This is a genomic window from Bordetella genomosp. 5, assembly GCF_002261315.1.
GTDB lineage: Bacteria > Pseudomonadota > Gammaproteobacteria > Burkholderiales > Burkholderiaceae_B > Bordetella.
In genome coordinates this window covers 842,180-867,010 of the sequence record NZ_NEVP01000001.1, presented here as the reverse complement: position 1 = coordinate 867,010, position 24,831 = coordinate 842,180, and the positions used below count along the sequence as shown (strand labels likewise).

The following is a 24,831-nucleotide window of genomic DNA, read 5'->3' as shown; positions in this document are numbered from 1 at the left end:
TTGCCTCGCGCCGTCATGCAAAACGCGCCTGGCGGCGCGTTCGATGTCGTACAGGTTGATGAGAATGCCCTCGCTCAAACGGAGGGGGCTGTGCTCGCGAGCCGATAGCGGCCTTCGCGATAGCACCAGTCCGGCCACAGCGCATGCGCCAGCGCCACACGCGCGAGCGCCGCGTCGAGATCCACCGGCGTGTATTGCTCCGGCGCCGCATAGCGGAATTGAACCGGCGGGCGATTGGGTGTCATGACCAGCAGATCGTCGCCGCGCAGATACCCATAGGTGTTGTCGTACTGCATGATCGCGCGATCGGGCGAACTGCTCGCAAGATCGTGACCAATCATGGGATGCTCGCCCTCCACACCGATGAGCGAGAGCAGCGTGGGCGGCAGATCGATCTGGCTGATGATGCGGTCATCGCGGCGCGGCGCGATGTCGCCACCGAGGATGAGCGCGGGAATATGGAAATGCCGCACCGGCACGAGCGTGGCGCCGAACACGCGCGAATCGTGATCGGCCACCACCAGGAATACGGTGTCGTTCCAATAAGGCGCCTCGCGCGCCTGCTCGAAAAAGCGGCCGAGCGCCCAGTCGGCGTATCGCACGCTGTTGTGTTCGGTGGCCGGATTCCCGTCGACCTCGATGCGGCCGGCAGGGTATTCCCAGGGGGTGTGGTTGGACACCGAAAAGGCCAGCGTGAACGTCGGCTCGTCGGCATCTTCGCGCAGCAGACGATCGAGCTGCGCGAACATGTCTTCGTCGCTCGCACCCCAGGTGCCGCAGAACGCGGGATCGGTGAAATCGGACCGATCCACGATCCGGTCGAAACCGTTGCCGAGGAAGAAGGCCTTCATATTGTCGAAGTGCGATTCACCGCCGTAGATGAATCGCGAGTGATAGCCCTGCCGACCCAGCATCTCGGCGATCGTGAAAAAGCCGCGTTGCGCGCGCGGCAGCTTCAGCACCGCCTGCATCGGCGTGGGCGGGAAGCCGGTCGTCACGGCCTCCAGGCCGCGCACGGAGCGCGTGCCGGTGGCGTAGGCCCGGGTGAAGGCCCAGCCCTGCGCCATCAGCGCGTCGAGCTCCGGCGTGAGCCCCATACCGCCGAGCGCCGCGCTGTATTGCGCGCCCAGGCTCTCTTCGAGAATGATCACCAGCTTCTTGGGACGGCTGGCACGCTGCACGGGGGCCTGGCGATGCAGGCTGGGCAGTTCGGCGTCGGCGGGCGGCCAGGGCAGGCCCGCCTGTTGCATCACCAGCTCGTTGAACGCCGCGCTCGGCATCTTGCCGTACATGCTCGAGCCGCCGCGCTCGTTCTTCATGCTGTAGATCGCATACACCACGTTGTAGAGCGAGTTGAGCGCCAGCGTGTTGACCATGCCGTCGGAGCAATAGGCCACCGACGAAGGATTGATGGGCCGGTGGCCCAGCGTGCCGCGGATCGCCAGGATCACCAGCGCCAGCATCACCACGCTGTAAAGAATCTGTTGCCACCACAGCAGCGCGGGGTCGGCGGTCGGGTTGACGAACAGCACGCAGCCCGCGACGCTGGCCAGCACGAGCACGGCCGTGCCCCCGAGCAGCGCCGTCTTGTAGCCGCGCCACACCATGTTGGACACTTCGCGCGGATGCTTGAGGTATTCGACGAACAGCCGGTTGGGACGCGTGTCGTATTCCTGGATGAACGGCGGCGTCGAGACCTCCAGCAGGGCCAGCAGGATCCAGCAGAGGATGAACCACCCGGCGGTAATGTCGGCCGCCCACTGATACTCACCGAGCCAGGGGCCCAACACGAGCGGCCATGCGGCCAGCACGCCGATCATGTGCGCGTCGATGCGCACGCCACCTCGCAGCAGGGGCCAGAGCCCGCCGGCATCGCGCACACGCGGCCATTGCCATGCCGCCAATGCCAGGCGGCTGAGGGTCAGCAGCACCAGGCTCGCGGCCACGAAGATCAGGGCTTCGCCTCTCATGACTCTTACTCCGTCGCGGGGTCGAGCGAAATCTTCAGAGCCAGGCGGCCACGGCGCCGCCCGAGGCCACGCCGCTGACCGACAGCATGCGCTCCACGTAACGGGCGATCATGTCCACCTCGAGGTTGACCTTGTCGCCGGCCTTCACGTTGCGCAGCGTGGTCACTTCCTGGGTATGCGGGATGATGTTGATGCTGATGTCGCAGCCATCGCTATCGTCGAGCACGCTGTTGACGGTGAGGCTGATGCCGTTGACCACGATCGAGCCTTTGTAGGCAAGGAAGCGGGCCAGCGTCTTGGGCACACGGATCACGAGTTCACGCGACTCGCCCACATCCGAAAACCGCAGCACCTCGCCCAGGCCGTCGACGTGGCCCGACACCAGATGGCCGCCGATCTGGTCGCCGATGCGCAGCGACTTCTCGAGATTGACCTCGCCCACCGCCGCCAGGCCCACCGTGCGGTTCAGGCTCTCGCGCGACACGTCCACCTGGAACTGCGTGCCCTGCAGCGCGACCACGGTCATGCAGGCGCCCTCCACGGCGATCGAATCGCCGATGCTCACGTCCTGCAGGCCCAGGCTCTCCGACTCGATATCGAGGCGCACGCCGGCCGCGTCATCGCCCTGCGCGAGCGGCTCCACCTTGACGATGCGGCCCACTGCCGCCACCAGACCGGTAAACATATCTCTACTCCTTCGGCGCCGAAGCGCCATGTCGCATCGAGCGCAAGCGCGCTCTTTCGTCTTCGTATCAGGGTTGGGCGCCGGCCTGGCCGACGCCGCGCACGCTGGCCAGCAGTTGCTGCCAGTGCGCATCGCTCGTGGCGCGCAGGCGCACGTCGGCGCCCACGCGAGTCATGTCGGTAAATACATAGCGGCGCGCGGCCTCGAGATGCTCGAGCAGCGGCAGGCGGACCATGCCGGCCGCGTCGCCGAGCAGCACCGGCGCCAGATACACCAGCAGCTCGTCGATGCAGCCTGCCGTCAGCAGTGCGCCCGACAGGCCGGCGCCCGCCTCGACGTGCACCTCGTTGAATTCGTTCTGCCCCAGCCAACGCATCATCGCGGCCAGGTCGACCCGCTCGCCGCGCGCGTCGGGCAGCGCGATCACGCGTGCATTGCGGTCGGCGAGCGCCGCCGCGCGGCCGGGCGCGGGGGCCGCCGTGAAAATCAGCACCTCGGTGCCGTCGAAGAGCCTGGCCTGCGGCGAGATCGACAGGGTGGCGTCGACCACGGCCTTGCGCGGCGGGCGGGCGGTCTCGACCGCGCGCACGTTGAGCAGCGGATCGTCTTTCGTGACGGTGCCCATGCCGGTCAGGACCAGATCGGCGCGGGCCCGCCAGTGATGTCCGTCGGCCCGGGCTGCGTCGCCCGTGATCCATTGCGAAATGCCGTTGTGCAGCGCGCTGCGGCCGTCCAGCGAGGCGGCCATCTTCATCCAGGCCCACGGCGTGCCGCGGCTCATGCGCGCAACGAAGCCGGCGTTGAGTTCGAGCGCCTCTGCCTCGCCCACCCCCGTGCAGACCTCGATGCCGGCGGCGCGCAGCCGCGCGTAGCCTGCGCCGTTGACGCGCGGATTCGGATCGCCCATGGCGACCACCACGCGAGCCGGCGCCGCGGCCACCAGCGCGTCGACGCAGGGCGGCGTGCGGCCATGGTGCGAGCAGGGTTCGAGGGTGACGTAGACGGTGGCGCCCGCGACGGTCTCGCCGGCGGCCGCCGCCGCACGCAAGGCCATCACCTCGGCATGCGGACCGCCCGGGGGCTGGGTGGCGCCTTCGCCGATCACCCGCCCGTCTCGCACGATCACGCAGCCCACCCGGGGGTTGGGCGACGTGGTGTAGAGCACGGCGCGCGCCAGCGCGAGCGCGTGGCGCATATAGGTCGAATCTTGCGGCCGGGAGACGTCCACGTCGGGGTTCGTTGCGATGATCATGTCCCCCGGATTGTATGCCGGTGCGCAGCCGGAAGCGGCGTCAAGCTGACACCGCCCTGACGGCGCGCTGACGGTGCCGGATCCTGGCTTTCCCGCATGTCTGTTTTGGTCCGCCCCCGGTCCGCCCGGCGCCTGCCCAGACGGCCGCCCGCGGCTCATAATGGCGTCCACATCACCCCGGTTTGCCCGCAAACCCTCTCTCTCCGGACCACTCATGCCCACCACCGCTCTGTTGCTCATCGACATCCAGGAATCGTTCCGCACGCGTCCGTATTGGGACGACACCGAAGTGCCGGCGTTCCTGGCCGCCACGCAGTCGCTCATCGACGCCGCCGAGCGCCACGGCCACGCCATCGTGCAGATCTTCCATGTGCAGAAAGGCGGCGGCACGCCGGGCCCGTTCGACCCCGCCAGCGGGCACGTGCGCACGCTCGACGGCCTGCGGGTACCCGACGCCCCGGTGTTTCACAAAACGGTGCACTCGGCGCTGTACGCTCTCGACGCGCAGGGCACGGCGCTGTCGCAATGGCTGACCGAAGCCGGCATCCAGGAAGTCATCATCACGGGCATCCGCACCGAGCAATGCTGCGAGACCACGGCGCGCCATGCGAGCGACTCGGGCCTCAAGGTGCGCTACGCCCTCGACGCGACGCTGACGTTTCCCATGACCGCGCGCGACGGCCGGGTCTATTCGGCCGCGGCGCTGCGCGACCACACGGCGCTCGTGCTCGAAGGGCGCTTCGCCGCCGTCGTGTCGGCCGCCGAGGCCGGGAGCCGTTGATGCCGAGCTCCGTGCCGGTGGTCTTCATCGTGCTCGAGGGCATCGTTCTGCTCGACCTCGCCGGGCCGGCGGAGGCGCTGCGCGTCGCCAACAAGCTCGTGCCCGGCAGCTTCGAGGTGCACTACTGCGCCCCCACGCCCGAGCTCGGCACCGGCCTGCCGGGGCTCAACCTGTCGGGGCTGCAGCCCTTGCCGCAAAGCCTGCCCGCCAATGCCCTGGTGGTCCTGAGCGGCGTGGTCGACCGCGCCTACGATCTGGAGGCGCCGGCCACGCGGGCCGTGCTCGACTGGCTGCGCGTGCGCATGCCGGCGGATGGATTCGAACTCGTCACCGTATGCGCGGGCGCGCTGGTCGCCGCGGCCGCCGGACTGCTGCGCGATCGCGCCTGCACCACGCATCACAGCTGCGTGGCGAGCCTGAGCGCGATGGAACCCAGCGCCCGCGTGCTCGAAAACCGCATCTTCGTACAGGACGGCCCGATCTGGACCAGCGCCGGCATCACCGCCGGCATCGACCTCGCGCTGCATCTGGTCGCGCGCGTGACGGATCCGCGCGTGGCGAGCGCTGTGGCGCGCGACATGGTGGTTTATCTGCGCCGCGCGGGCGACGACCCCGCGATCTCGCCGTGGCTGGATCACCGCAATCACCTGCATCCCGGCGTACATCGCGTGCAGGATGCCGTGCTGCGCAATCCGGCCGCCGACTGGACCGCGACGACGCTGGCGCGGCAGGCTCATACCAGCGCGCGCCACCTGGCGCGGCTCTTCGCCGAGCACGCGGGCTGCACGCCCATGGACTATCTTTATCGGGTCAGGCTGGCGCTGGCGCGCACGCTGCTGAGCCAGACGCGGCACGGCATGGAGCGGGTGGCGCAACAGGCGGGATTCAGTTCGGCCCACCACCTGCGCCGCGTGTGGCGCCGCTATGAGTCGGCGCCGCCGGGCGCGCTGCGCACCGAGGCCCTGGCCGACGCGGCGGACCCGGCGATGCCGCCCTTGCGGCACTGAGCGCTCAGTTGTTGCGGCGCTGCGCGCTCAGTCCTTGCGGAGCTTGTTCGGCGGCCGCGGGCCCTGCATCTCGCGAATGGCCTCGACGAATTCGCCGATGTCTTCGAAGCTCTTGTAGACCGACGCGAATCGCACGTAGGCGACCTTGTCGAGCCGCTTGAGCTCGTTCATGACCAGCTCGCCGATCTTCTCGCTCGGGATCTCGCGGACCCCGCTGGCGAGCAGGGTTTCTTCGATGCGGGTGACGGCGCCGTCGAGCTCTTCGGTGCTGACCGGACGCTTGCGCAGCGCCAGCGAGAGGCTGCCGCGCAGCTTGCGCGCATCGTATTCGGTGCGGTTGCCGTCGCGCTTGACCACGGAAGGCATGGCCAGTTCGACGCGTTCGTAGGTGGTGAAGCGCTTGTCACAGGACAGGCAGCGGCGCCGGCGACGTATGGTGTCGCCCTCTTCCGATACGCGGCTGTCGACCACCTGCGTATCGGCGTTGCCGCAGAAAGGACACTTCATCAGCTCTCCCCCGTACCTGTGTTCCGCATATTGTAATAAAGCAGCGCCCCGGCCACCCGGAAAAAAATGGATGAGGCAAATGAACAGGCCCCGGCATGCCGGGGCCTGTCTGTCATGGGGAGCCAGGCCCGCCCATGCCGGTGCTTACTTGCTGTAGACGGGCAGACGCGCGGTCAGCTCGTTGACGCGCGCGCGCACGGCGGCGATGTTGGCCTCGTCGCGCGGGTTGTCCAGCACGTCGGCGATCAGGTTGGCCGTGGCTTCCGCCTCGGCTTCCTTGAAGCCACGGGTGGTCATGGCCGGCGTGCCCAGGCGGATGCCGCTGGTCACGAAAGGCTTTTCCGGATCGTTCGGGATGGCGTTCTTGTTGACCGTGATGTGGGCTTCGCCCAGCACCGCTTCGGCTTCCTTGCCGGTGATGCCCTTGGGACGCAGGTCGACCAGCATCACGTGGCTTTCGGTCTTGCCCGACACGATGCGCAGACCCCGCTTGACCAGCGTGTCGGCCAGCACCTTGGCGTTCTTCACGACCTGAGCGGCGTAGTCCTTGAACTCGGGCGACAGCGCTTCCTTGAAGGCCACGGCCTTGCCGGCGATGACGTGCATCAGCGGACCGCCCTGGATACCCGGGAAGATGGCCGAATTGACGGCCTTCTCGAACTCGGCCTTCATCATGATGACGCCGCCACGCGGGCCGCGCAGCGACTTGTGCGTGGTCGAGGTGACGAAGTCGGCGTGCGGGACCGGGTTGGGATATTGGCCACCGGCGACCAGACCGGCGTAGTGCGCGATGTCGACCATGAACAGCGCGCCGTTTTCACGGGCGATGCGGCCCATGCGTTCGAAGTCGATGTGCAGGGCGTAGGCCGAGGCACCCGCCACGATCAGCTTGGGCTTGTGTTCCTTGGCCAGCTGCTCGACCTGCGCGTAGTTCAGCACTTCGTTTTCGTCGAGGCCGTAGGGCAGGAAGTTGTAGAGCTTGCCCGAGGCATTGACCGATGCGCCATGCGTGAGGTGGCCCCCCTCGGCCAGGCTCATGCCCAGCACGGTGTCGCCCGGCTTCAGGACGGCCATGTACACGCCCTGGTTGGCCTGCGAGCCGGAGTTGGGCTGCACGTTGGCGGCCTCGGCACCGAAGAGTTCCTTCAGGCGATCGATCGCGAGCTGCTCGACGACGTCCACGTACTCGCAACCACCGTAGTAGCGCTTGCCCGGATAACCTTCGGCGTACTTGTTGGTGAGCTGCGTACCCTGGGCCTGCATCACGGCCGGGCTGGCGTAGTTTTCCGAGGCGATCAGCTCGATGTGCTGCTCCTGGCGGACGTCTTCTTTCTGAATCGCGGCCCAGAGGTCGGGATCCACCTTGTCGAGGGTGAGCTTGCGGTCAAACATGGGAGGTTCCTGGAACGGTGAAGAATGCGGGGGTTAAGCAATGAGCGTTAGTGTACCCCGCGCCGACCGGGTATACCCGTGCCGCGCCACCCGTGTGTGGTCAAGATCGCGGTATATGTAACCAACGCGCCGTCATCTGCGCGCGAAGAGAAGTTTTTTCATGACAGCATGAGAGCGCCTCATGCTGAGCCCCCAAAAAGCCGCGCCGTGCGGCGGCCGGGAGGCGCGGGGCGCGCTCGGCGCCCCGCCGAAACGATCACGACGCCGTGGTGGCGCCGATCTGGCGCGGGGCCAGCTCGGGGTTCAGCGTGTAGGTGCCGGTGAGATGCGCCTGCGCCAGCACATGGCCCTGAATCGCCTTGAGCGCGTCGGCGCCCGTGAACGAACCCTGCAGCTTGAGCGACGGGACATCCAGCGCGTACAGCGTGAACACGTAGCGATGGACGATCTCGTCGTTCCAGGGCGGGCACGGGCCGTCGTAGCCGAAATACTCGCCGCTCATGTCGTGGTCGGCCGCGAACCAGCCGGTGTAGTCGTTCAGGCCCTGGCGGGCGTCGAGCGGCGCCAGCGGGCCGCCCTTGCCGCGCGGCGAAATGCCGCTCGAGAACGCGCCCTCATCGATCTCGCGCATCTCCGGCGAAAGATCGATCAGCACCCAATGGAAGAAGTCGGCGCGCGGCAGGGTGGCCGGCACGGTGCGGCCTTCCTGATTCACGTCGTCCGGCTTGGTCGGCACATCGGGATCGTGGCAGATCAGCGCGAACGACTGCGTGCCCTGCGGCACATCGTCCCAGGAAAACTGCGGGTTGTAGTTGTCGGCCAGAGCGACGTGCGATTGCGCATCGATCTTGCCGAAGGCGTAGCGCTCGGGAATCGACTCGTTATCGGAGAAAGACAAGCTCGCAAGTTTCATGGCGTACTCCTGGAGAAATGCGAAGAATTCCTACCCTGCCAAGGTAACACGCGCGAACTTGCGTTTGCCCACCTGCACGACATAGGTGCCGGCGGCCAATTGCAACGATTTGTCTTCGACGCGATCGCCGTTCACGCGCACGCCGCCCTGCTCGACATTGCGCTGGGCTTCGGAGCTCGACGCCACCAGACCGGCCTCGCGCAGCACGCGCAGAATGCCCATCGGCGCGCCGGCCACGTTGACCTCGGGAATGTCGTCGGGGATCGCGCCGTCACGGAAGCGCGCTTCGAACGACGCCAGCGCGCCCTCGGCCGCCGCGGCGGAATGGAAGCGGGTGATGATTTCCTGGGCCAGTGCCACCTTGGCGTCGCGCGGATTGCGGCCGCCGTCGATCTCGGCCTTGAGCGCGGCGATGTCTTCGAGCGAGCGGAACGACAGCAGCTCGAAGTAGCGCCACATCAGCGTGTCGGAGATCGACATCAGCTTGCCGAACATCGAATCGGGCGACTCGGAGATGCCGATGTAGTTGCCCTTGGACTTGGACATCTTCTCGACGCCGTCGGTGCCCACCAGCAGCGGCATGGTCAGGATGCACTGCGGCTCCTGGCCGTATTCCTTTTGCAGCTCGCGTCCGACCAGCAGGTTGAACTTCTGGTCGGTGCCGCCGAGCTCGAGGTCGGACTTGAGCGCCACCGAGTCGTAGCCCTGCAGCAGCGGGTACAGGAACTCGTGCACCGCGATCGACACGCCACCCTTGAAGCGCTTGGTGAAGTCTTCACGCTCCATCATGCGCGCCACGGTGTAGCGCGAGGCCAGCTGGATCATGCCGCGCGCACCGAGCGGGTCGCACCATTCGGAGTTGTAGCGGATCTCGGTGCGGGCCGGATCCAGCACCATGCTGGCCTGCGCGTAGTAGGTCTTGGCATTGTGCTCGATCTGCTCGCGCGTGAGCGGCGGACGGGTGGTGTTGCGGCCGCTCGGATCGCCGATGGTCGAGGTGAAATCGCCGATCAGGAAGATCACCTCGTGACCGAGATCCTGGAGCTGGCGCATCTTGTTGAGCACGACGGTGTGGCCGAGATGGATGTCGGGCGCCGTCGGGTCCAGGCCCAGCTTGATGCGCAGCGGCACCCCGGTCGCGCGGCTGCGGGCGAGCTTCTTGGCAAACTCGGATTCGACCAGGAGCTCGTCGCAACCACGGCGCGCAATGCGCAGATCGGCTTCGACTTCGGGAGTGATGGGGGCTTCGGGGTGCGACATGATGGTTCCAGCCGGTTGTGCCGGGTCGGCGCGCGGCACAAAAGGTGTAAAAAGTGAGGAAATTAGTCGAAAATTCTAGCTGAATCGGCTAGGATACTGCCCTAATCATACGCAACTGTCATGTTCGTGGCCGTTGTCGCCTGGATCGGCAGGGTGGCCCCCATCCCGTCGATCATCTGTCACCTATTGCCGTTTGTACCAAGATGCGCCGCGCGGCGTATTCCTGCCTCCGGCCCGCAGGCCGTCAGGGGGAGGCCGCGTGCAACCGTAACTTGCACTCGACGCCACCTCAAGGTCTGAATCACGATGAATCGTGGCCCCAACAGCCTGGTGAGCAGCTTCCGACGTAAAGTTGCCACCCTGTTCGCCTCTCGCGCTGAACCTTCCTCCCGCGGCGCCGCCCTTGTGCGACGCACCCTCGTCGTCTCGGCATTGGGCCTGTTTGCTGGCGCCGCCGCGCTCGGCATGGTGCAGCAGCCCGATCACGCCAGCCTGCCGCCGATGCGCCTGATCAACAGCGAACTGCCGCTCGAATCGAGCCAGGTCCAGATCAGCGAAACCCCGGCCGTCGACGCCCCCTACATCAGCGAAACCCGCATCCGCTCCGGCGACACCCTCGCCGCCGTGCTGCAGCGTCTCGAGATCAGCGAAAACGGTCTGCAGGCCTTCCTCACGCACGACGCCAGCGCGCGCAGCATCTACAAGCTGTACCCGGGCCGTGCCGTGCAGGCCGCCACCGATACCGACGGCAAGCTGGTGTGGCTGCGCTACATCCACACCCCCGGCAACGAAACCGGCGGCCAGGTCTACACCAAGATGCTGCAGGTCGAGCCGGCCGGCACGGGCTTCAAGGCCGAAGAGCTCACCGAAAACACCGAACTCCAGACCCGCGTGGCCGTGGGCACGATCCGCTCGTCGCTGTTCGGCGCCACCGACGCCGCCGGCATCCCGGATTCGATCACGCTGCAGATGGCCGACATCCTGAGCGCCAAGATCGACTTCCTGCGCGATCTGCGCCAGGGCGACCAGTTCCGCGTGGTCTACGAAACGCGTTCGCATGATGGCCGCTACGCCGGCGCGGGCCGCCTGCTGGCGGTCGAGTTCATCAACGGCGGCAAGACCTACAGCGCCGTCTGGTTCAGCGCCGACAACAAGTCGGGCTCCTACTACGACTTCGACGGCACCAGCCTGCGCGGCGCGTTCCTGCGCACCGCCCTCAAGTTCACCCGGATCAGCTCGACCTTCGGCATGCGCATGCATCCGATCCATCGCACCTGGACCGGCCACAAGGGCGTCGACTACGCCGCCCCGACCGGCACGCCGATCCACAGCACGGCCGATGGCACCGTCGATTTCGCCGGCTGGCAGAACGGCTACGGCAACGTCGTGATCGTGAAGCACCACGGCAAGTTCTCCACGCTCTACGCGCACCAGAGCCGCATCGCGCCGGGCCTGAAGAAGGGCGACAAGATCGCCCAGGGCGAACTGGTCGGCTACGTGGGCTCGACGGGCTGGGCCACCGGTCCGCACCTGCACTACGAATTCCGCGTCGACAACCAGCCGATCGATCCGCTGTCGGTCGATTTGCCGGTGGCGCGCACGCTGGAGCCTTCCGAGGCCCGCGCCTTCGCCAAGGCCGTGGAGCCCTACAAGCAGCAGATCCAGCTGCTGACCCAGCTCCAGACCACGCTTCCCGAAGCGACCACCAGCGTGGCCGCCCGCTGAGCCGTACGCTCATGAGCAAACATACCAACGGCCCGCGCAGCAAACTGCCGGGCCGTTTTTTCATCGGCCTGATGTCCGGCACCAGCATGGATGGTGTCGACGGCGTGCTGCTGCGGCTCGATCCAGCGGGCGCGGGTGAGGCGCCGGGCGTTGCCACGCGGGGCGTCTCTGCGCCGAGTGTCGCCACGCCGGGCGTCGCCACGCCGGGCCTCTGTACGCCGGTGATGCTGGCGACCGCGAGCGCGCCGCTGGGCGATGCATTGCGCAGCGCCCTGATGGCGCTCAACACCAGCGGACCCGACGAGCTGGCTCAGGCCAGCCTGGCCGCCAACGAACTGGCGCGCGTCTATGCGCAGGTCTGCCACGATCTGCTGCTGTCGGCCGCGCTGGCACCGGCCGACGTGACGGCGATCGGCGCGCATGGCCAGACCGTGCGGCACCGGCCCGAGCTGGGCTACACCATCCAGCTCAACGCCCCCGCCCTGCTCGCGGAGCTCAGCGGTATCGACGTGGTGGCCGATTTCCGCAGCCGCGACGTGGCCGCGGGCGGCCAGGGCGCGCCGCTGGTGCCGCCGTTTCATGCGGCGATGTTCGGTGGCGCGCAGCCGCGCGCGGTGCTCAATCTCGGCGGCATTGCCAACGTCACGTTGCTCGAACCGGGGCGCGCCCCGCGCGGCTTCGACACGGGCCCCGCCAACGTGCTGCTCGACGCCTGGTGTCTGCAGCACACCGGCCTGCCCTACGACGCCGACGGCCGCTGGGCCGCGCTCGGCCGGGTGTCCGAACCGCTGCTCGCGCACCTCATCGACAGCGAACCCTGGTTCGCGTTGCCCGCCCCCAAATCCACCGGCCGCGATCTGTTCGGCCTGCGCTGGATCGAAACCCGGCTCGCCAGTTATCGCGGCACGCCGCTGCGCCCCGAAGACGTTCAGGCCACGCTGCAGCGACTGACGGCGCGCACGGTCGCCGACGCCATCGCCGTGCAGGGCGTGGCGGTGCAGGACGTGCTCGTGTGTGGTGGTGGCGCGCGCAATGGCGGGCTGATGCAGGAGCTGGCCTCGGTGCTGCGCCTGCCCGTGGCGGCCACCGACACGGCGGGCGTGCCGGCACAGTGGGTCGAGGCCATGGCGTTTGCCTGGCTGGCGCGCATGCACGTGGACCGGCTGCCCGCCGCCGTGCCCGAAGTGACCGGCGCTCGCGCCGCGCGCGTGCTGGGCGCGCTCTATCCGCGCTGAGCCGCGCGCACGGCCGCGCAAGGCACGCGGCCACGCACTTGCTCTCGTACTTCTCACGACTCGCACACGCACAAGCACACGCATACGCACACGCAGCCGCACACGCAGCCGTATACGCACGCGCAATCGTTGCGCACGCAACCAAATCGCCGGCACTCAGGCACGCAGGACGAACCGGCGCGCCCTCCTCCGATCAGACTGCAGTATTTCCATGCGGGCATGAAAAAGGCCTCCCGAGGGAGGCCTTTTTGCTGGGGCGATGCGTGCTCAGACCGAGAACGACGAACCGCAGCCGCAGGTGGTGGTGGCGTTCGGGTTGCGAATCACGAACTGCGCGCCTTCGATGTCTTCTTTGTAGTCGATCTCGGCGCCCACTAGATATTGGAAGCTCATCGGATCGACCAGCAGCTGCACGCCTTCCTTGTCGAGGACGGTGTCGTCTTCGTTGACGACTTCGTCGAACGTGAAGCCGTACTGGAAGCCCGAACAGCCGCCGCCCTGCACGAACACGCGCAGTTTGAGATCGGGGTTGCCTTCTTCGAGCAGCAGGTCTTTGACCTTGGCGGCTGCAGAGTCGGTAAAGACCAGCGGCGTCGGCGGTGCTTCTTGCAGGTCGACGGTTTCGGTGACAGCGTTCATGATTACACTCCTGGCCGCAACGGGGCCATATACGGAAGGCGGGAATCCCCGCGCAGATGATTCACTATAGCGCAGCCGTCAAGCGGATTCAAAATTCGAGCTTGACGGTGCGGGTGGCGCGTACGGTGCCGTTTTCCAGCACGCTGACGGTAATGGCTTCGGGGACAAATCCGGGCGGCACCGCCAACACGCCCTGACTGCGTTGATACTGGTCGAAATGCAGATCGAACGGACCGTCCGAGGCCTTGGCGACGGCAGCGGCCGCTTCGGGGGACAGACCATTGCCGGTCAGCGCCGGCACGGTGGCCGACGGTGCGGCACCCGTCGCGGCGGACGCCAGCGGCGCGGATGCGTCCGCGGCGGCAGCGGCAGCCGCCTTGTCGGCGGGCGGCTTCGCGGCCGCCCCTTCCGATCCGGAGGCCGCCGTGGCGGCGGGCGATACGATGGCCGCGCCGCCATTGACCGGCACGGAGGGCACCGTGGTGTTTTCGCTGGCCGCGACCTGCAGCGGCGCCAGCGACACGCTGACCGTCGCGCCGTCGAGCAGACCGGCGGCCTCGAAGCGCAGCTCGCCCTGGAACGGGGTCTCGCTGCGGCCACTGCGCATCATCAGCACCCGGTAACGCAGGCCCGCCCCCTCGCGCACGAACTCGGCGCCACGGATATCGAGCGAGCCGGCCGGCCCGGGCGGCAGCAATTGTTCATAAAAGGCCAGCTGGTCACGACCACGACCGACGTCGGCCTGGGCCTGCCGCAGCTGGGTCTCGAGCTCCAGGCGCGCAGCACGTTCGACGGCGATTTCGCCATCGGCGGTGTCGAGCTGCGCCCGCAGAAAGCGCAGCTCGGTCTCGCGCTGGGTGAGTGCCTGCTCGTGCGCCGCCAGCTGGGTCTGGGTGAGCACGACCGTGCCCTCGGGCAGCGGTTGCGCGGCACCGTAGCGATAGCCGACCATGGCGCCGATCGCGAGCGCCGAGGCAACGACCAGGCCGGCCGCCAGCCAGCGCCCCAGGCGCCCACCAGAGGCGGGCGCGGGAGGCACGGGAGCTGCGGGATCAGACATGGTGCTGCACGGGCGCAGGACGGGCCCTGAGGCCCGCCCGACGGCCTGGGTCAGGGAAGAATGGCAACCTGGTCCAGCCCCAGCGATTCGGACAGGCCGAACATCAGGTTCATGTTCTGGACGGCCTGGCCGGCCGCGCCCTTGACCAGGTTGTCCTGGACCACGAGCACAATCAGCTGGTCGCCGTTGCCCGGACGCTGCACCGCGATGCGCAGGTTATTGGAGGCACGCACGGAACGCGTCTCGGGCTGGCTGCCCGCGGGCATGACGTCGACAAAACGCTCGTCGGCGTAACGCGCCTCGAACAGGGCCTGGAAATCGGTGTCGCGGGCTTCCGGCAGGATGCGCGCGTAGATCGTGGAGAACATGCCACGGATCATCGGCACCAGGTGCGGCACGAAGGTCAGACCCACCTTGCCGCCGGCCAGCTTCTCGAGCTGCTCGACGATCTCGGGGTGATGGCGGTGACCGGCCACGCCGTAGGCCTTGAAATTGTCGCTGGCTTCGGAGAAGAGCGAGCCGACTTCGGCCTTGCGGCCGGCGCCCGACACGCCCGACTTGCAGTCTGCGATCAGGGTCTGGGTGTCGACCAGCTTCTTGCCGCCCTCGACCAGCGGGGCGAGGCCCAGCAGCACGGTGGTGGGGTAGCAACCGGGATTGCCGATGACCTTGGCGCGCGAGATGGCCTCGCGGTTGAGCTCGACCAGGCCGTAGGCGGACTGCTGCGCCAGGATATCGGGGCAGCTGTGCGGCATCTTGTACCAACGCTCGAACACCGCGGTGTCCTGCAGGCGGAAATCGGCGGCCAGATCGATCACGCGCGTGCCAGCCGCGGTGAGTTCCTGGGCCTGGGCCATCGCGACGCCGTGCGGCGTGGCGAAGAAGACCACGTCACAGTCGGTCAGCGTGGCTTTCTCGGGCGCCGAGAAGGCCAGATTCACGCGGCCGCGCAGGTTCGGATACATGTCGGCCACCGGCAACCCGTCTTCCTTGCGGGACGTGATGGCGGTCAATTCCACATTGGGGTGTTGCGACAGGAGGCGCAGCAGCTCGACGCCGGTGTAACCGGTGCCGCCGACGATGCCGACCTTGATGCGGGAGTTCGAAGCTTGGGCCATGGTGAGGTTCCGTAAAACGTAGAACGATTGTATCGCTCAGGAAACGGACGCTGGCGGCGGTGACCACCTTTATGTCGTCGATCGGTATCCGACCGTGCGTGTAGCGCGAGGTTCCCGAGAAAAAATACCCCCACGCCGCGCGCGGGCCATAAACAAAAAGGCCGCTTTCGCGGCCTTTCTGGGGGACATTAGCGCTTGCTGAACTGCTTGCGCCGACGTGCCTTGCGGAAGCCGACCTTCTTACGTTCGACTTCACGCGCATCACGGGTCACGAAGCCGGCTTGCGACAGCGCGGGCTTGAGCGTCGCGTCGTAGTCGATCAGCGCACGGGTGATGCCGTGACGAATCGCGCCAGCCTGGCCGGTTTCGCCGCCGCCGTGGACGTTGACTTTGATGTCGAACGACTCGGTCAGGCCGGTGAGTTCCAGCGGTTGACGCACGACCATGCGGCCGGTTTCACGAGCGAAGAACTCGTCGACGGGCTTGCCGTTGACGATGATCTTGCCAGTGCCCTTCTTGACGAAAACACGAGCCACCGAGGTCTTGCGACGGCCGGTTCCGTAGTTCCAGTTACCGATCATGGCGTTTCCTTAGAAATCCAGCGGCTTCGGCTGCTGGGCGGTGTGCGGATGCTCGGCACCGGCGTACACCTTGAGTTTCTTGATCATGGCGTAGCCCAGCGGACCCTTGGGCAGCATGCCCTTGACGGCCTTCTGGATCGCACGACCGGGAAAACGCTCTTGCATTTTCTCGAAGTTCGTTTCGCGGATACCGCCCGGGTACGTGGTGTGGCGGAAGTACTTCTTGTCCTTCGCCTTCGTACCGGTCACGACGATATCGGATGCGTTGATGATGACGATGTAATCGCCGGTATCAACGTGCGGCGTGAATTCAGGTTTGTGCTTGCCACGCAGACGGTGTGCGACTTCGCTGGCCACACGACCGAGGACCTTGCCCTTGGCGTCGATCACAAACCAGTCACGCTTGACTTCATGCGGCTTGGCCACAAAGGTCTTCATGATGGTTCCTTAAAAGTTTTCCCGGCAACGATTTGCCTGGGATGTCTTCCCAAATCCGGCAAGGCCCCATCTGAAGAAGGGTGTGTCTTGCGCGGTACTTTTGCCCCCCGCCTAAGCGTTATTACCCGCCCGTGTAGGAAGTCAAACTAAGGGAAGCCGACGATCATAGCATGATTGCTCAAAAAATGTGCAAACCCCGGCGCGAGGCCGGGGTTGCATAGTGCGTCGGGAGGATCCACCGGGCACGGCGTTGCGGGCGGGCCACAAAACCCCGACCGCCGCGCCGGCGGGCGGCGCGTGCCCCGGGGAATCCCGCCGGGAACGCGCGCCCTGCGCCGGGGGACGCCGCCTTACTTGCGGCGGGCGGCCAGCGCCACGCCCAGATACTGGTCGTAGGAGCCTTCGGCCAGACGGAACCAGGGCAGCAGCTCGTCGCGGAAGCCCATGTAGTTGTCGTAGAGGGCCTTGAACTTGGGATCCTTGGCCGAAAACTCGCCGTAGACGGTCTCGGCGGCCGCGAACGACGCATCCATCACGGCGCGCGGGAACGCACGCAGCTCGGCGCCACCGGCGATCAGGCGGCGCAGCGCGGCGGCGTTCAGGGCGTCGTAGCGCGAGGTCATGGCCACGTGGGCCACGCGGCTGGCGGCCTCGACGATCGCCTGGTAATTCTTGGGCAGCGAGCCCCAGGCGCCTTCGTTCAGGTACAGCGAGACCTGCGGACCGCCTTCCCACCATCCCGGGTAGTAGTAGTACTTGGCGACCTTGTTGAAGCCGAGCTTCTCGTCGTCGTACGGACCCACGAACTCGACGGCGTCCAGCGTGCCCTTCTCGAGCGAGGGGTAGATATCGCCACCGGCGATCTGCTGGGGAATCACGCCCATGCGCGACAGCACTTCGCCGGCGAAGCCCGCGGTGCGCATCTTCAGACCCTTCAGGTCTTCGACGGTCTTGATTTCCTTGCGATACCAGCCGCCCATCTGCACGCCGGTGTTGCCCATCGGCAGGTTGACGATCTTGTGCGGCTTGAACATCTCACGCGTGAGCTTCATGCCATCGCCATCGAACATCCAGGCGTTCATCTGGCGCGCGTTCAGACCGAACGGCACGGCGGAGTCGAAGCACAGCGCCGGATCCTTGCCGTAGTAGTAGTACGAGACCGTGTGGCCGCACTCGATGGTGTTGTTCGACACGGCGTCGAACACCTGCAGCGCGGGGACGATTTCGCCGCCCGGGAACTGACGGATGTTGAACTTGCCGCCCGTCGCTTCATTGACGTACTTGCAGAAGATTTCTCCGGTGCCATAGAGCGTGTCCAGGCTGCGCGAGAAACTGGAAGCCAGGCGCCAGTTGAGGGCGGGCATTTCCTGGGCGAAAACGGGTGCGGCGACGGCCGCGCTCCCGGCGACTGCGCCGAGACCGGCCTTCTTCAAGAACGAACGACGTTGCATGTGACGGCTCCTCCTGTGGAACTCGAGGGGTTTACGTATGGGGTTTACTTTTAATTACTGGGCGATATTACACGCTGTCGCGCGAGCGCACCGGCTGGCGAGCCGCACCGGGGCGTGTTGCGCTGCGGAAAATCGAGCTGCCATGCGGCCCGGCAGGCCACATGCCGTGGAGAGGGTTGCGGCGGCTGGGGCCGCCGGCCATCGCCGTTGCCAGGCGCAGGGTTCAGCCCGAGAAACCGGACGCCTGCGCCAGGCCTCGCGACAGTCGCGCTCAGGCGCCCGCGACCGACATCTGCTCGATGAGGATCGAGCCGGACGTCTTGGTGCCGCGCGAAATGGTATCGGCGCCCACGGCGACGATCTGGCTGAACATCTCGGCCAGATTGCCCGCGATCGTGACTTCTTCGACGGCATGCTGGATCTTGCCGTTTTCGACCCAATAGCCGAACGCGCCGCGCGAGTAGCCGCCGGTGACGTAATTGACGCCCTGACCGATGAGCTCCGTGACGAGCAGCCCAGTGCCCATCTTCTTGAGCATGGCTTCGAAGTTGTCGCCGCGGCGGGTTTTGCGCGATACCAGGCTCAGGTTGTGCGAGCCGCCGGCGTTGCCGGTGGTGGCCATGCCGAGCTTGCGCGCGGTGTAGCTGGACAGGAAGTAGCCTTCGAGCGTGCCGCCATCGACCACGCGGCGCGCCTGGGTGCGCACGCCTTCGTCGTCGAACGGCGAGCTGCCCATGGCGCCCGCCACGTGCGGATCTTCGAGCACATCGATGTGGTCGGGAAAGATCGGCTTGCCGAGCGAGTCGAGCAGGAAGCTGGCCTTGCGATAGAGCGCGCCGCCACTGGTCGCCTGAGTGAAGGCACCGAGCAGGCCGAGCGCCAGCGGCGCCTCGAACAGCACCGGCACCTTGCCGGTGGGAATGCGGCGCGCCGACAGACGGGCCAGCGTGCGTTCGGCGGCGTAGCGGCCGACGGCCTCGGGCGAGGCCATGCGGGCCGGATCGCGCTCGGACGTGTACCAGTAGTCGCGCTGCATGTTGTTGGTGCGGCCCGCGATCGGCGCCACCGACAGGCTGTGGCGCGAATAGGGATAGCCGCCCATGAAGCCACGGGTGTTGCCCATCACGAACTGGCCTTCGTAGGTGCCCACGCTGGCGCCATCGGTGTTGGTGATGCGCGGATCCACGTCGCGGGCGGCTCGCTCGGCGCGCAGCGCCAGCTCGGCGGCCTCGGCGGTGGTCACGGACCAGCCATGATGCAGACGCAGGTCGGGGAATTCGGTGGCCAGCATGTCGGCGTCGGGCAGACCGGCGGCGCTGTCGGCCGCGGTATGGCGCGCGATGTGCCAGGCGGCCTCGACGGTCTGACGCACGGCCTCGTCGGAGAAGTCGGAGGTGGAGGCCGAACCGCGGCTCTGGCCGGCGTAGACGGTGATGTCCAGCGAACGATCACGCGTCTGTTCGACGGTTTCGATGTCGTTTTTACGCACCGACACGGACAGACCCAGGCTCTCGGACACTTCGGCCACGGCATCGCTTGCGCCCGCCTTGCGCGCATGCGCCAGCGCGCTCTCGACCAGTTCGGAAAATCGCGCGTGATTCGCGGCGATGGGCAGGGAAGAAGAGGAAGTGACCATTGCTGTCCAATTTGCAGAGACGGTTATCATAGCCAAGTCCGTCTTTTTGCAGTGTTCCAATGAGTTTTCCACACCAGGATTCCGGCGACGACGCCGAGTTCGACGACAACGGCTACGACCGCCCCAGTAAATCCCAGGTCAAACGTGACCTGCTCGCCCTGGTCGACCTAGGCAAGCAGCTCATCGACCTGTCGCCGGGTCAGCTGCGCCAGTTGCCGCTCGAAGAGCGCCTCTACGAGGCCATTCGCGAGGCCCAGCGCACCACCAGCCGCGAAGGCTTGCGCCGCCAGACCCACTTCGTGGGCAAGCTGCTGCGCATCGCGCCGGTCGACGAAATACGCCACCAGCTCGACGTCTGGGAAAACGGCTCGCGCGAAGAAACCGCCGCGATGCACCGGCTCGAAGGCCTGCGCGACCGCCTGCTGGCCGACGACGAAGCGCTCACCACCTTGCTGCAGACGCACCCGAGCGCCGACGTGCAGCAGTTGCGCGCCGTGATCCGTGCCGCGCGCAAAGAATCGCAGCAGAACGCCGCGCTCAACCCGGGCCAGGAACCCCAGCGCAAGCAGTATCGCGCGCTGTTCCAGGCGCTCAAGGCCCTGCTCGCCTGACCCTTCTTCCTTGAATCCAAGCCGCACCGACATGACCGATACCGCCGACCTGCTGGACTGCATCGAACTCGAAACCGGACCCAACCCCACCCATGCCGTGATCTGGCTGCATGGGCTGGGCGCGGACGCCAACGACTTCGTGCCGGTCGTGCCGGAACTGCGGTTGGGCGCCACGCCGCCCGTGCGCTTCGTGTTCCCCAACGCACCGGTGCAGCCCGTGACCATCAACGGCGGCATGGCGATGCGTTCGTGGTACGACATCCTGGTGCTCGATCTGGTGCGCCAGGAAGACGCGAATGGCATCCGCGCCTCCGAAGCGGCGGTGCGGGCGCTCATCGCACGCGAGAACGCCCGTGGCATTCCGACCTCGCGCATCTTTCTGGCAGGCTTTTCGCAAGGCTGCGCCATGACGCTGCACACGGGGCTGCGCCTGGGCGAAAAGCTGGGCGGCATGATCGCCCTGTCGGGATATCTGCCCCTGATCGACCTGGCCGAGGCGGAACGCCACGAGGCCAATCGTGACACGCCGATCTTCATGGCCCATGGCCTGCACGATCCGGTCGTCAACATCGCCCGCGCCGAGGCCTCGCGCGCCCGGCTCGAAGCCCTGGGCTACGACGTGCGCTGGCACACCTACCCGATGCCGCATTCGGTCTGCCTCGAAGAGATCACCGCCATCGGCGAGTTCCTGCGCGAACAGACCCGCTGAGGGCGCGCGACACCGCGGCCCGCGCTACGTGGTCCCGCAGCGCGGCCGGGGCCTGGTGCGGTCAGGCCAAACGCTGCCCGGTCTGGCGCGGCCCGGCCTGAGGCGGCCCGGCCTCGCCCGCTCCGGCAACGAAGCGCCGCATCCCGGCATCAACCGCTCATCCGTCCGCTTGTATACAAGCGGGTATCCCACAAGGCAGTAAAAACGCGCTTTCTACAGGAAAACGCTAGGTCTGCCCGTCTTGTTCGGCGCGATCGCTGAATATAGTATTCAATCCATGCCCCGCGCCCGCCTCCAGACGCGGTCGGGCAGGCGGGGCCCCCCAAGGCCATCCCGGCTCACGCCGCCGCCCATGTCTTTGCGCTTTACCGCTGGTCCTGCTGTCGCTGCACCGCTGTACGACGCCTCACTCCTTTCCCTCGATTCCGCGGTCCGCTCACCGCCGGCGCAGCCGGGCAGGCGGCCGGCCCGCGCATGCCCGGAGTTCGCCGTGAAGACTTTCCCATCCGCTTCGATTGGCCGCTGGCTGAGCGCCGCCGCCCTGCTCTGTTCCGCGTCCGCCGTGATGGCCGCCGAGGCGCTGAATCCTCCGGTCAAGGTGCGCTACGAAGAAGTGGTGCGCTCGATCCTGTATGTGCCGAAGTACGTCGCGCTGTCGCAGGGCTATTTCAAGGAGGCGGGGCTGGACGTGTCCATGAAGACCTCGCAGGGCACCGACAAGGGCATGACCGCCCTGCTGTCGGGCAGCGCCGACATCGTGCTTATCGGGCCCGAGGCCTCCATCTATGTGCAGAACAGCGAATCGCCGGTCAAACCGCGGATCTTCGCCGGCCTCACGGCCACCGACGGCTTCTTTCTGCTGGCGCGCAAACCGGTCGACAAATTCGACTGGAGCATGCTCAAAGGCAAAGAGATCATCGGCTTTCGTCCGGGCTCCAACCCCATCGTGTTTCTCGAAACAGCCTTGCGCAAGCATGGCATCGATCCACAGAAAGACGTGAAGCTGCTCAACAACATCGGCATTCCGGCGCGCGCCGGCGCCTGGATGGCCGGCCAGGGCGAGTACGGCATCTTCCTGGAACCCGAAGCCGGCGAGCTGGTGCGCAACGGCAAAGGCCACATCGTGGCCTCGATCGGGCATGAAGTCGGTCAGGTCGACTACACGGTCTTCACCGCCACCGACAAATACATCCGCGACAACCCCAAGGTGATCCAGGCCTGGACCGACGTGGTGGCGCGCGCCGAAAAATACGTACAGGCCACGCCGGCCGCCACGCTCGCACCGCAGATATCGAGTTTCTTTCCGGGCATGGACCAGGCAGGCATCATCGACGCGATCGAGCGCTACAAGAAATACCAGATCTGGAAGACCACGCCGCTCGTCACGGCGCAGGCCATGAACCAGCTGCAGGACATGCTGGTCGCGAGCGCCGTGATGAAGGAAAACGCCCGCGTGAAGTACGAAGACGTGGTGGTGGCCGACTTCGCGAAAAAGGCGCAGCCATGAGCGCGGTCGTGCATACCCTCGCGCCGTCTGCGGCGGCCGCCACGGCGAAGATCGAGATCCGCGACGTGTGCCTGAGCTACTTCACCCCCGAGGGCGAGACGCAGGCGCTGGACAACGTCTCGTTCGAGCTGGCCGCGGGCGAGTTCGTCAGCCTGATCGGTCAGAGCGGATGCGGCAAGAGCACACTGCTCTCGCTCATGGCGGGCCTGATCTCGCCCACGTCCGGCAGCGTGCTGGTGGACGGGGTGCCGGTCACCAAACCGTCGCCGCGCATCGGCTACATGCTGCAGCAGGACTATCTCTTCGAGTGGCGCAGCATCCTCGACAACGTGATGCTCGGCGCGGAGATCCAGGGCCGGCGCGATGCCCGCAGCGAGGCGCGGGCGGTGCATCTGCTCGAAAAGTGCGGGCTCGGCGCGTTTCTCGCGCACACGCCGCGCCAGCTGTCGGGCGGCATGCGTCAACGGGCCGCGCTCGCGCGCACCCTGGTGACCGAGCCGGACGTGATCCTGCTCGACGAGCCGTTTTCCGCGCTGGATTCGCAGACCCGCATCGCGATCTCCGACGAGGTGGTGGACATTCTGAGACGCGAGGGCAAGACGGTGGTGCTGGTCACGCACGACATCGGCGAAGCCATCGCGATGACGGATCGGGTGATCGTGCTGTCGCGCCGGCCCGGGCGCATCAAGAGCCAGCACCGCATCAATTACGCGCAACCGCGTCCCACGCCGTTCCAGGCGCGCACGCGGCCGGAATTCAACGCCTACTTCGATCAGCTCTGGAAGGAGCTGGACGTTCACGTGGAGGGCTGAACCATGAATGCTCCCGCCGTCGCGCTGCGCCCGGTCGCCGCGCCCAGCCCGCAATACCAGGCCTATCTGCGCAGCAGCCAGCGCCGCAAGCATCACATCCGGCTCGCCCAGCTGGCGCTGCTGGTGCTGTTCTTCGCGCTCTGGGAGATCCTGCCGCGCATGCATGTACTCAACCCGCTGCTGACGAGCTATCCCAGCGCGCTCTGGCCCACCTTCATCGAGCTGTGGCGCAACGGCAATCTGTTCCACCACATCCTGACCACGCTGTCGGCCACGCTGGTCGGCTTCGGCCTGTCGATGGCGCTGGGGATCGCCTGCGCGGCCCTGCTGTGGTGGTCGGACTTCGCCTACAAGGTGCTGGACCCGTTCCTGGTCGTGGCCAACGCCATGCCCAAGATCGCGTTCGTGCCCATCTTCTATCTCTGGCTGGGTTCGGATTACGCCGTGTACGGCATGGCCGTGGCGATTGCGGTGTTCGTGACCATCATGGTGGTCTATGCGGGCTTTCGCGGGATCGACGCCAACAAGATCAAGCTCGCCCACACCTTCGGGGCGTCGCGCTGGCAGATCCTGACCAAGGTCGTCCTGCCGGGCAGCGTGCCCACCCTGATCGCCGCCGTGAAGATGAACATCGGCCTGGCCCTGGTCGGCGTGATCGTCGGTGAATTCCAGTCGGCCGACTCTGGCCTGGGCTTTCTCATCATGAACGGCAGCCAGATCTTCAAGCTCAACATCGTGATGACGGCGATCACGCTGCTCGCGGTGATCTCGAGCCTGATGTATCTGGTGATCTATCGCGTCGAAGCCGCGGTGATGCGGCGCTACGCCTGACAAGGAGACGAAGATGGAATTTCCTCAGTGGGTCCAGGACCGCGTCATCGCCCGCCAGGGCCGTCTGCATCCGTACGATCACTTCGACGCCGCCCGCACGGCGGTGGTGGTGATCGATATGCAGCGCTACTTCACCGAGCCCGGCTTCCAGGGCGAGTGCGCGCCGGCGCGCGCCATCATCGCGCCGATCAACCGCCTGTGCGCGAGCCTGCGCGACGCCGGCGGCACGGTCGTGTGGGTGCAGACGGCATCGGATAACGCGGACACCTTCTGGTCGCATCACCACGGCGTGATGCTGACGCCCGAGCGCAGCCGCCGGCGTCTCGACACGCTCAAGCGCGACGCGCCGGGCTACGCACTCCACCCCGAGATGGACGCCCGGCCTGGCGACCTGCGCGTGACCAAGCGCTTTTACAGTGCGCTCGCGCCCGGATCGTCCGAGCTCGAACCGCTCCTGCGCGGCCGTGGCATCGACACGCTGTTCATCACCGGCACGGTCACCAACGTGTGCTGCGAGTCGACCGCGCGCGATGCAATGATGCGGGACTTCCGCACGGTCATGATCGACGACGGGCTCGCCGCGGTCACGCCAGAGGAGCACGAGCACGCCCTGCAGGGCTGGATCCTGTTTTTCGGCGACGTGCTCACCGTGGACGAAGCGGCCGCGCGGCTGCGACCGGCGGCGCAGCCGCGCAAGACGGCCTGAGCCGC

General features: G+C 66.8%; 24 protein-coding genes. 10 read left to right on the top strand and 14 right to left on the bottom strand.

Annotated elements, in window-relative coordinates; translation table 11 throughout:
- Positions 1-74: 74 nt before the first annotated feature.
- The 3 genes from CAL25_RS03995 to ribD form a co-directional block, all read right to left on the bottom strand.
- Complete coding sequence (locus CAL25_RS03995; RefSeq protein ID WP_094798616.1) at positions 75-1,970, bottom strand: LTA synthase family protein; 1,896 nt, start codon at positions 1,968-1,970, stop codon at positions 75-77.
- Between the two features lie 34 nt (positions 1,971-2,004).
- On the bottom strand, positions 2,005-2,655 hold the full coding sequence (locus CAL25_RS03990) for a riboflavin synthase (RefSeq protein ID WP_094798615.1): 651 nt from the start codon (positions 2,653-2,655) through the stop codon (positions 2,005-2,007).
- A 67-nt stretch (positions 2,656-2,722) separates the two neighbouring features.
- Positions 2,723-3,907 (bottom strand): bifunctional diaminohydroxyphosphoribosylaminopyrimidine deaminase/5-amino-6-(5-phosphoribosylamino)uracil reductase RibD, encoded by a 1,185-nt coding sequence (gene ribD / locus CAL25_RS03985; RefSeq protein ID WP_255176044.1) that lies wholly within the window; start codon positions 3,905-3,907, stop codon positions 2,723-2,725.
- A 214-nt stretch (positions 3,908-4,121) separates the two neighbouring features.
- On the opposite strand from ribD, the gene CAL25_RS03980 reads away from it, so the two are divergent.
- Positions 4,122-4,688, top strand: coding sequence for an isochorismatase family protein (locus CAL25_RS03980; protein ID WP_094798614.1), 567 nt, complete (start codon positions 4,122-4,124; stop codon positions 4,686-4,688).
- A complete protein-coding gene (locus CAL25_RS03975) occupies positions 4,688-5,695 on the top strand; it encodes a GlxA family transcriptional regulator (RefSeq protein WP_094798613.1) in 1,008 nt (335 codons plus the stop codon). Before CAL25_RS03980 ends, CAL25_RS03975 begins: the two co-directional genes overlap by 1 nt.
- A gap of 27 nt (positions 5,696-5,722) precedes the next feature.
- Here the strand turns inward: CAL25_RS03975 and nrdR are convergent, their stop codons facing one another.
- The 4 genes from nrdR to tyrS form a co-directional block, all read right to left on the bottom strand.
- The gene (gene nrdR, locus CAL25_RS03970) at positions 5,723-6,202 is read right to left on the bottom strand and encodes a transcriptional regulator NrdR (protein WP_094798612.1); all 480 of its coding nucleotides are present in this window, start codon (positions 6,200-6,202) and stop codon (positions 5,723-5,725) included.
- Between the two features lie 144 nt (positions 6,203-6,346).
- Complete coding sequence (glyA, locus tag CAL25_RS03965) at positions 6,347-7,594, bottom strand: serine hydroxymethyltransferase (RefSeq protein ID WP_094798611.1); 1,248 nt, start codon at positions 7,592-7,594, stop codon at positions 6,347-6,349.
- Between the two features lie 256 nt (positions 7,595-7,850).
- The gene (locus tag CAL25_RS03960) at positions 7,851-8,507 is read right to left on the bottom strand and encodes a YbhB/YbcL family Raf kinase inhibitor-like protein (protein WP_094798610.1); all 657 of its coding nucleotides are present in this window, start codon (positions 8,505-8,507) and stop codon (positions 7,851-7,853) included.
- Positions 8,508-8,537: 30 nt separating this feature from the next.
- The gene (gene tyrS / locus CAL25_RS03955) at positions 8,538-9,767 is read right to left on the bottom strand and encodes a tyrosine--tRNA ligase (RefSeq protein ID WP_094798609.1); all 1,230 of its coding nucleotides are present in this window, start codon (positions 9,765-9,767) and stop codon (positions 8,538-8,540) included.
- Positions 9,768-10,073: 306 nt separating this feature from the next.
- On the opposite strand from tyrS, the gene CAL25_RS03950 reads away from it, so the two are divergent.
- Positions 10,074-11,492: a M23 family metallopeptidase gene (locus CAL25_RS03950; RefSeq protein ID WP_094798608.1), complete on the top strand. Its 1,419-nt coding sequence runs from the start codon at positions 10,074-10,076 to the stop codon at positions 11,490-11,492.
- 11 nt (positions 11,493-11,503) lie between these two features.
- Entirely contained in the window at positions 11,504-12,727 is a 1,224-nt protein-coding gene (locus CAL25_RS03945) for an anhydro-N-acetylmuramic acid kinase (protein WP_094798607.1), read from the top strand.
- A 267-nt stretch (positions 12,728-12,994) separates the two neighbouring features.
- On the opposite strand, the gene erpA is transcribed toward CAL25_RS03945, so the two are convergent.
- The 7 genes from erpA to pmbA form a co-directional block, all read right to left on the bottom strand.
- On the bottom strand, positions 12,995-13,366 hold the full coding sequence (erpA, locus tag CAL25_RS03940; RefSeq protein WP_094798606.1) for an iron-sulfur cluster insertion protein ErpA: 372 nt from the start codon (positions 13,364-13,366) through the stop codon (positions 12,995-12,997).
- 88 nt (positions 13,367-13,454) lie between these two features.
- Entirely contained in the window at positions 13,455-14,426 is a 972-nt protein-coding gene (locus tag CAL25_RS23980; protein ID WP_141217885.1) for a DUF6776 family protein, read from the bottom strand.
- A gap of 50 nt (positions 14,427-14,476) precedes the next feature.
- The gene (argC, locus tag CAL25_RS03930; protein WP_094798605.1) at positions 14,477-15,544 is read right to left on the bottom strand and encodes an N-acetyl-gamma-glutamyl-phosphate reductase; all 1,068 of its coding nucleotides are present in this window, start codon (positions 15,542-15,544) and stop codon (positions 14,477-14,479) included.
- Between the two features lie 188 nt (positions 15,545-15,732).
- Positions 15,733-16,125: a 30S ribosomal protein S9 gene (gene rpsI / locus CAL25_RS03925; RefSeq protein ID WP_094798604.1), complete on the bottom strand. Its 393-nt coding sequence runs from the start codon at positions 16,123-16,125 to the stop codon at positions 15,733-15,735.
- Between the two features lie 9 nt (positions 16,126-16,134).
- Positions 16,135-16,563, bottom strand: coding sequence for a 50S ribosomal protein L13 (gene rplM, locus CAL25_RS03920; protein ID WP_094798603.1), 429 nt, complete (start codon positions 16,561-16,563; stop codon positions 16,135-16,137).
- Between the two features lie 350 nt (positions 16,564-16,913).
- Positions 16,914-18,014, bottom strand: coding sequence for a TRAP transporter substrate-binding protein (locus tag CAL25_RS03915; protein ID WP_094798602.1), 1,101 nt, complete (start codon positions 18,012-18,014; stop codon positions 16,914-16,916).
- Between the two features lie 271 nt (positions 18,015-18,285).
- Positions 18,286-19,650, bottom strand: coding sequence for a metalloprotease PmbA (pmbA, locus tag CAL25_RS03910; RefSeq protein WP_094798601.1), 1,365 nt, complete (start codon positions 19,648-19,650; stop codon positions 18,286-18,288).
- A 59-nt stretch (positions 19,651-19,709) separates the two neighbouring features.
- Here pmbA and yjgA point away from each other — a divergent pair, with 59 nt between their 5' ends.
- From yjgA to CAL25_RS03880, 6 genes are all read left to right on the top strand, one after another.
- Positions 19,710-20,261 carry a ribosome biogenesis factor YjgA gene (yjgA, locus tag CAL25_RS03905; protein WP_094798600.1) on the top strand — a complete coding sequence of 184 codons (552 nt, stop codon included), beginning with the start codon at positions 19,710-19,712 and terminating at the stop codon, positions 20,259-20,261.
- Between the two features lie 31 nt (positions 20,262-20,292).
- The gene (locus tag CAL25_RS03900; RefSeq protein WP_094798599.1) at positions 20,293-20,970 is read left to right on the top strand and encodes an alpha/beta hydrolase; all 678 of its coding nucleotides are present in this window, start codon (positions 20,293-20,295) and stop codon (positions 20,968-20,970) included.
- 490 nt (positions 20,971-21,460) lie between these two features.
- Entirely contained in the window at positions 21,461-22,477 is a 1,017-nt protein-coding gene (locus CAL25_RS03895) for an ABC transporter substrate-binding protein (protein WP_094798598.1), read from the top strand.
- Positions 22,474-23,289, top strand: coding sequence for an ABC transporter ATP-binding protein (locus CAL25_RS03890; RefSeq protein ID WP_094798597.1), 816 nt, complete (start codon positions 22,474-22,476; stop codon positions 23,287-23,289). Before CAL25_RS03895 ends, CAL25_RS03890 begins: the two co-directional genes overlap by 4 nt.
- A gap of 3 nt (positions 23,290-23,292) precedes the next feature.
- Entirely contained in the window at positions 23,293-24,120 is an 828-nt protein-coding gene (locus CAL25_RS03885) for an ABC transporter permease (RefSeq protein WP_094798596.1), read from the top strand.
- 13 nt (positions 24,121-24,133) lie between these two features.
- A complete protein-coding gene (locus tag CAL25_RS03880; RefSeq protein WP_094798595.1) occupies positions 24,134-24,826 on the top strand; it encodes an isochorismatase family protein in 693 nt (230 codons plus the stop codon).
- Positions 24,827-24,831: the final 5 nt, after the last annotated feature.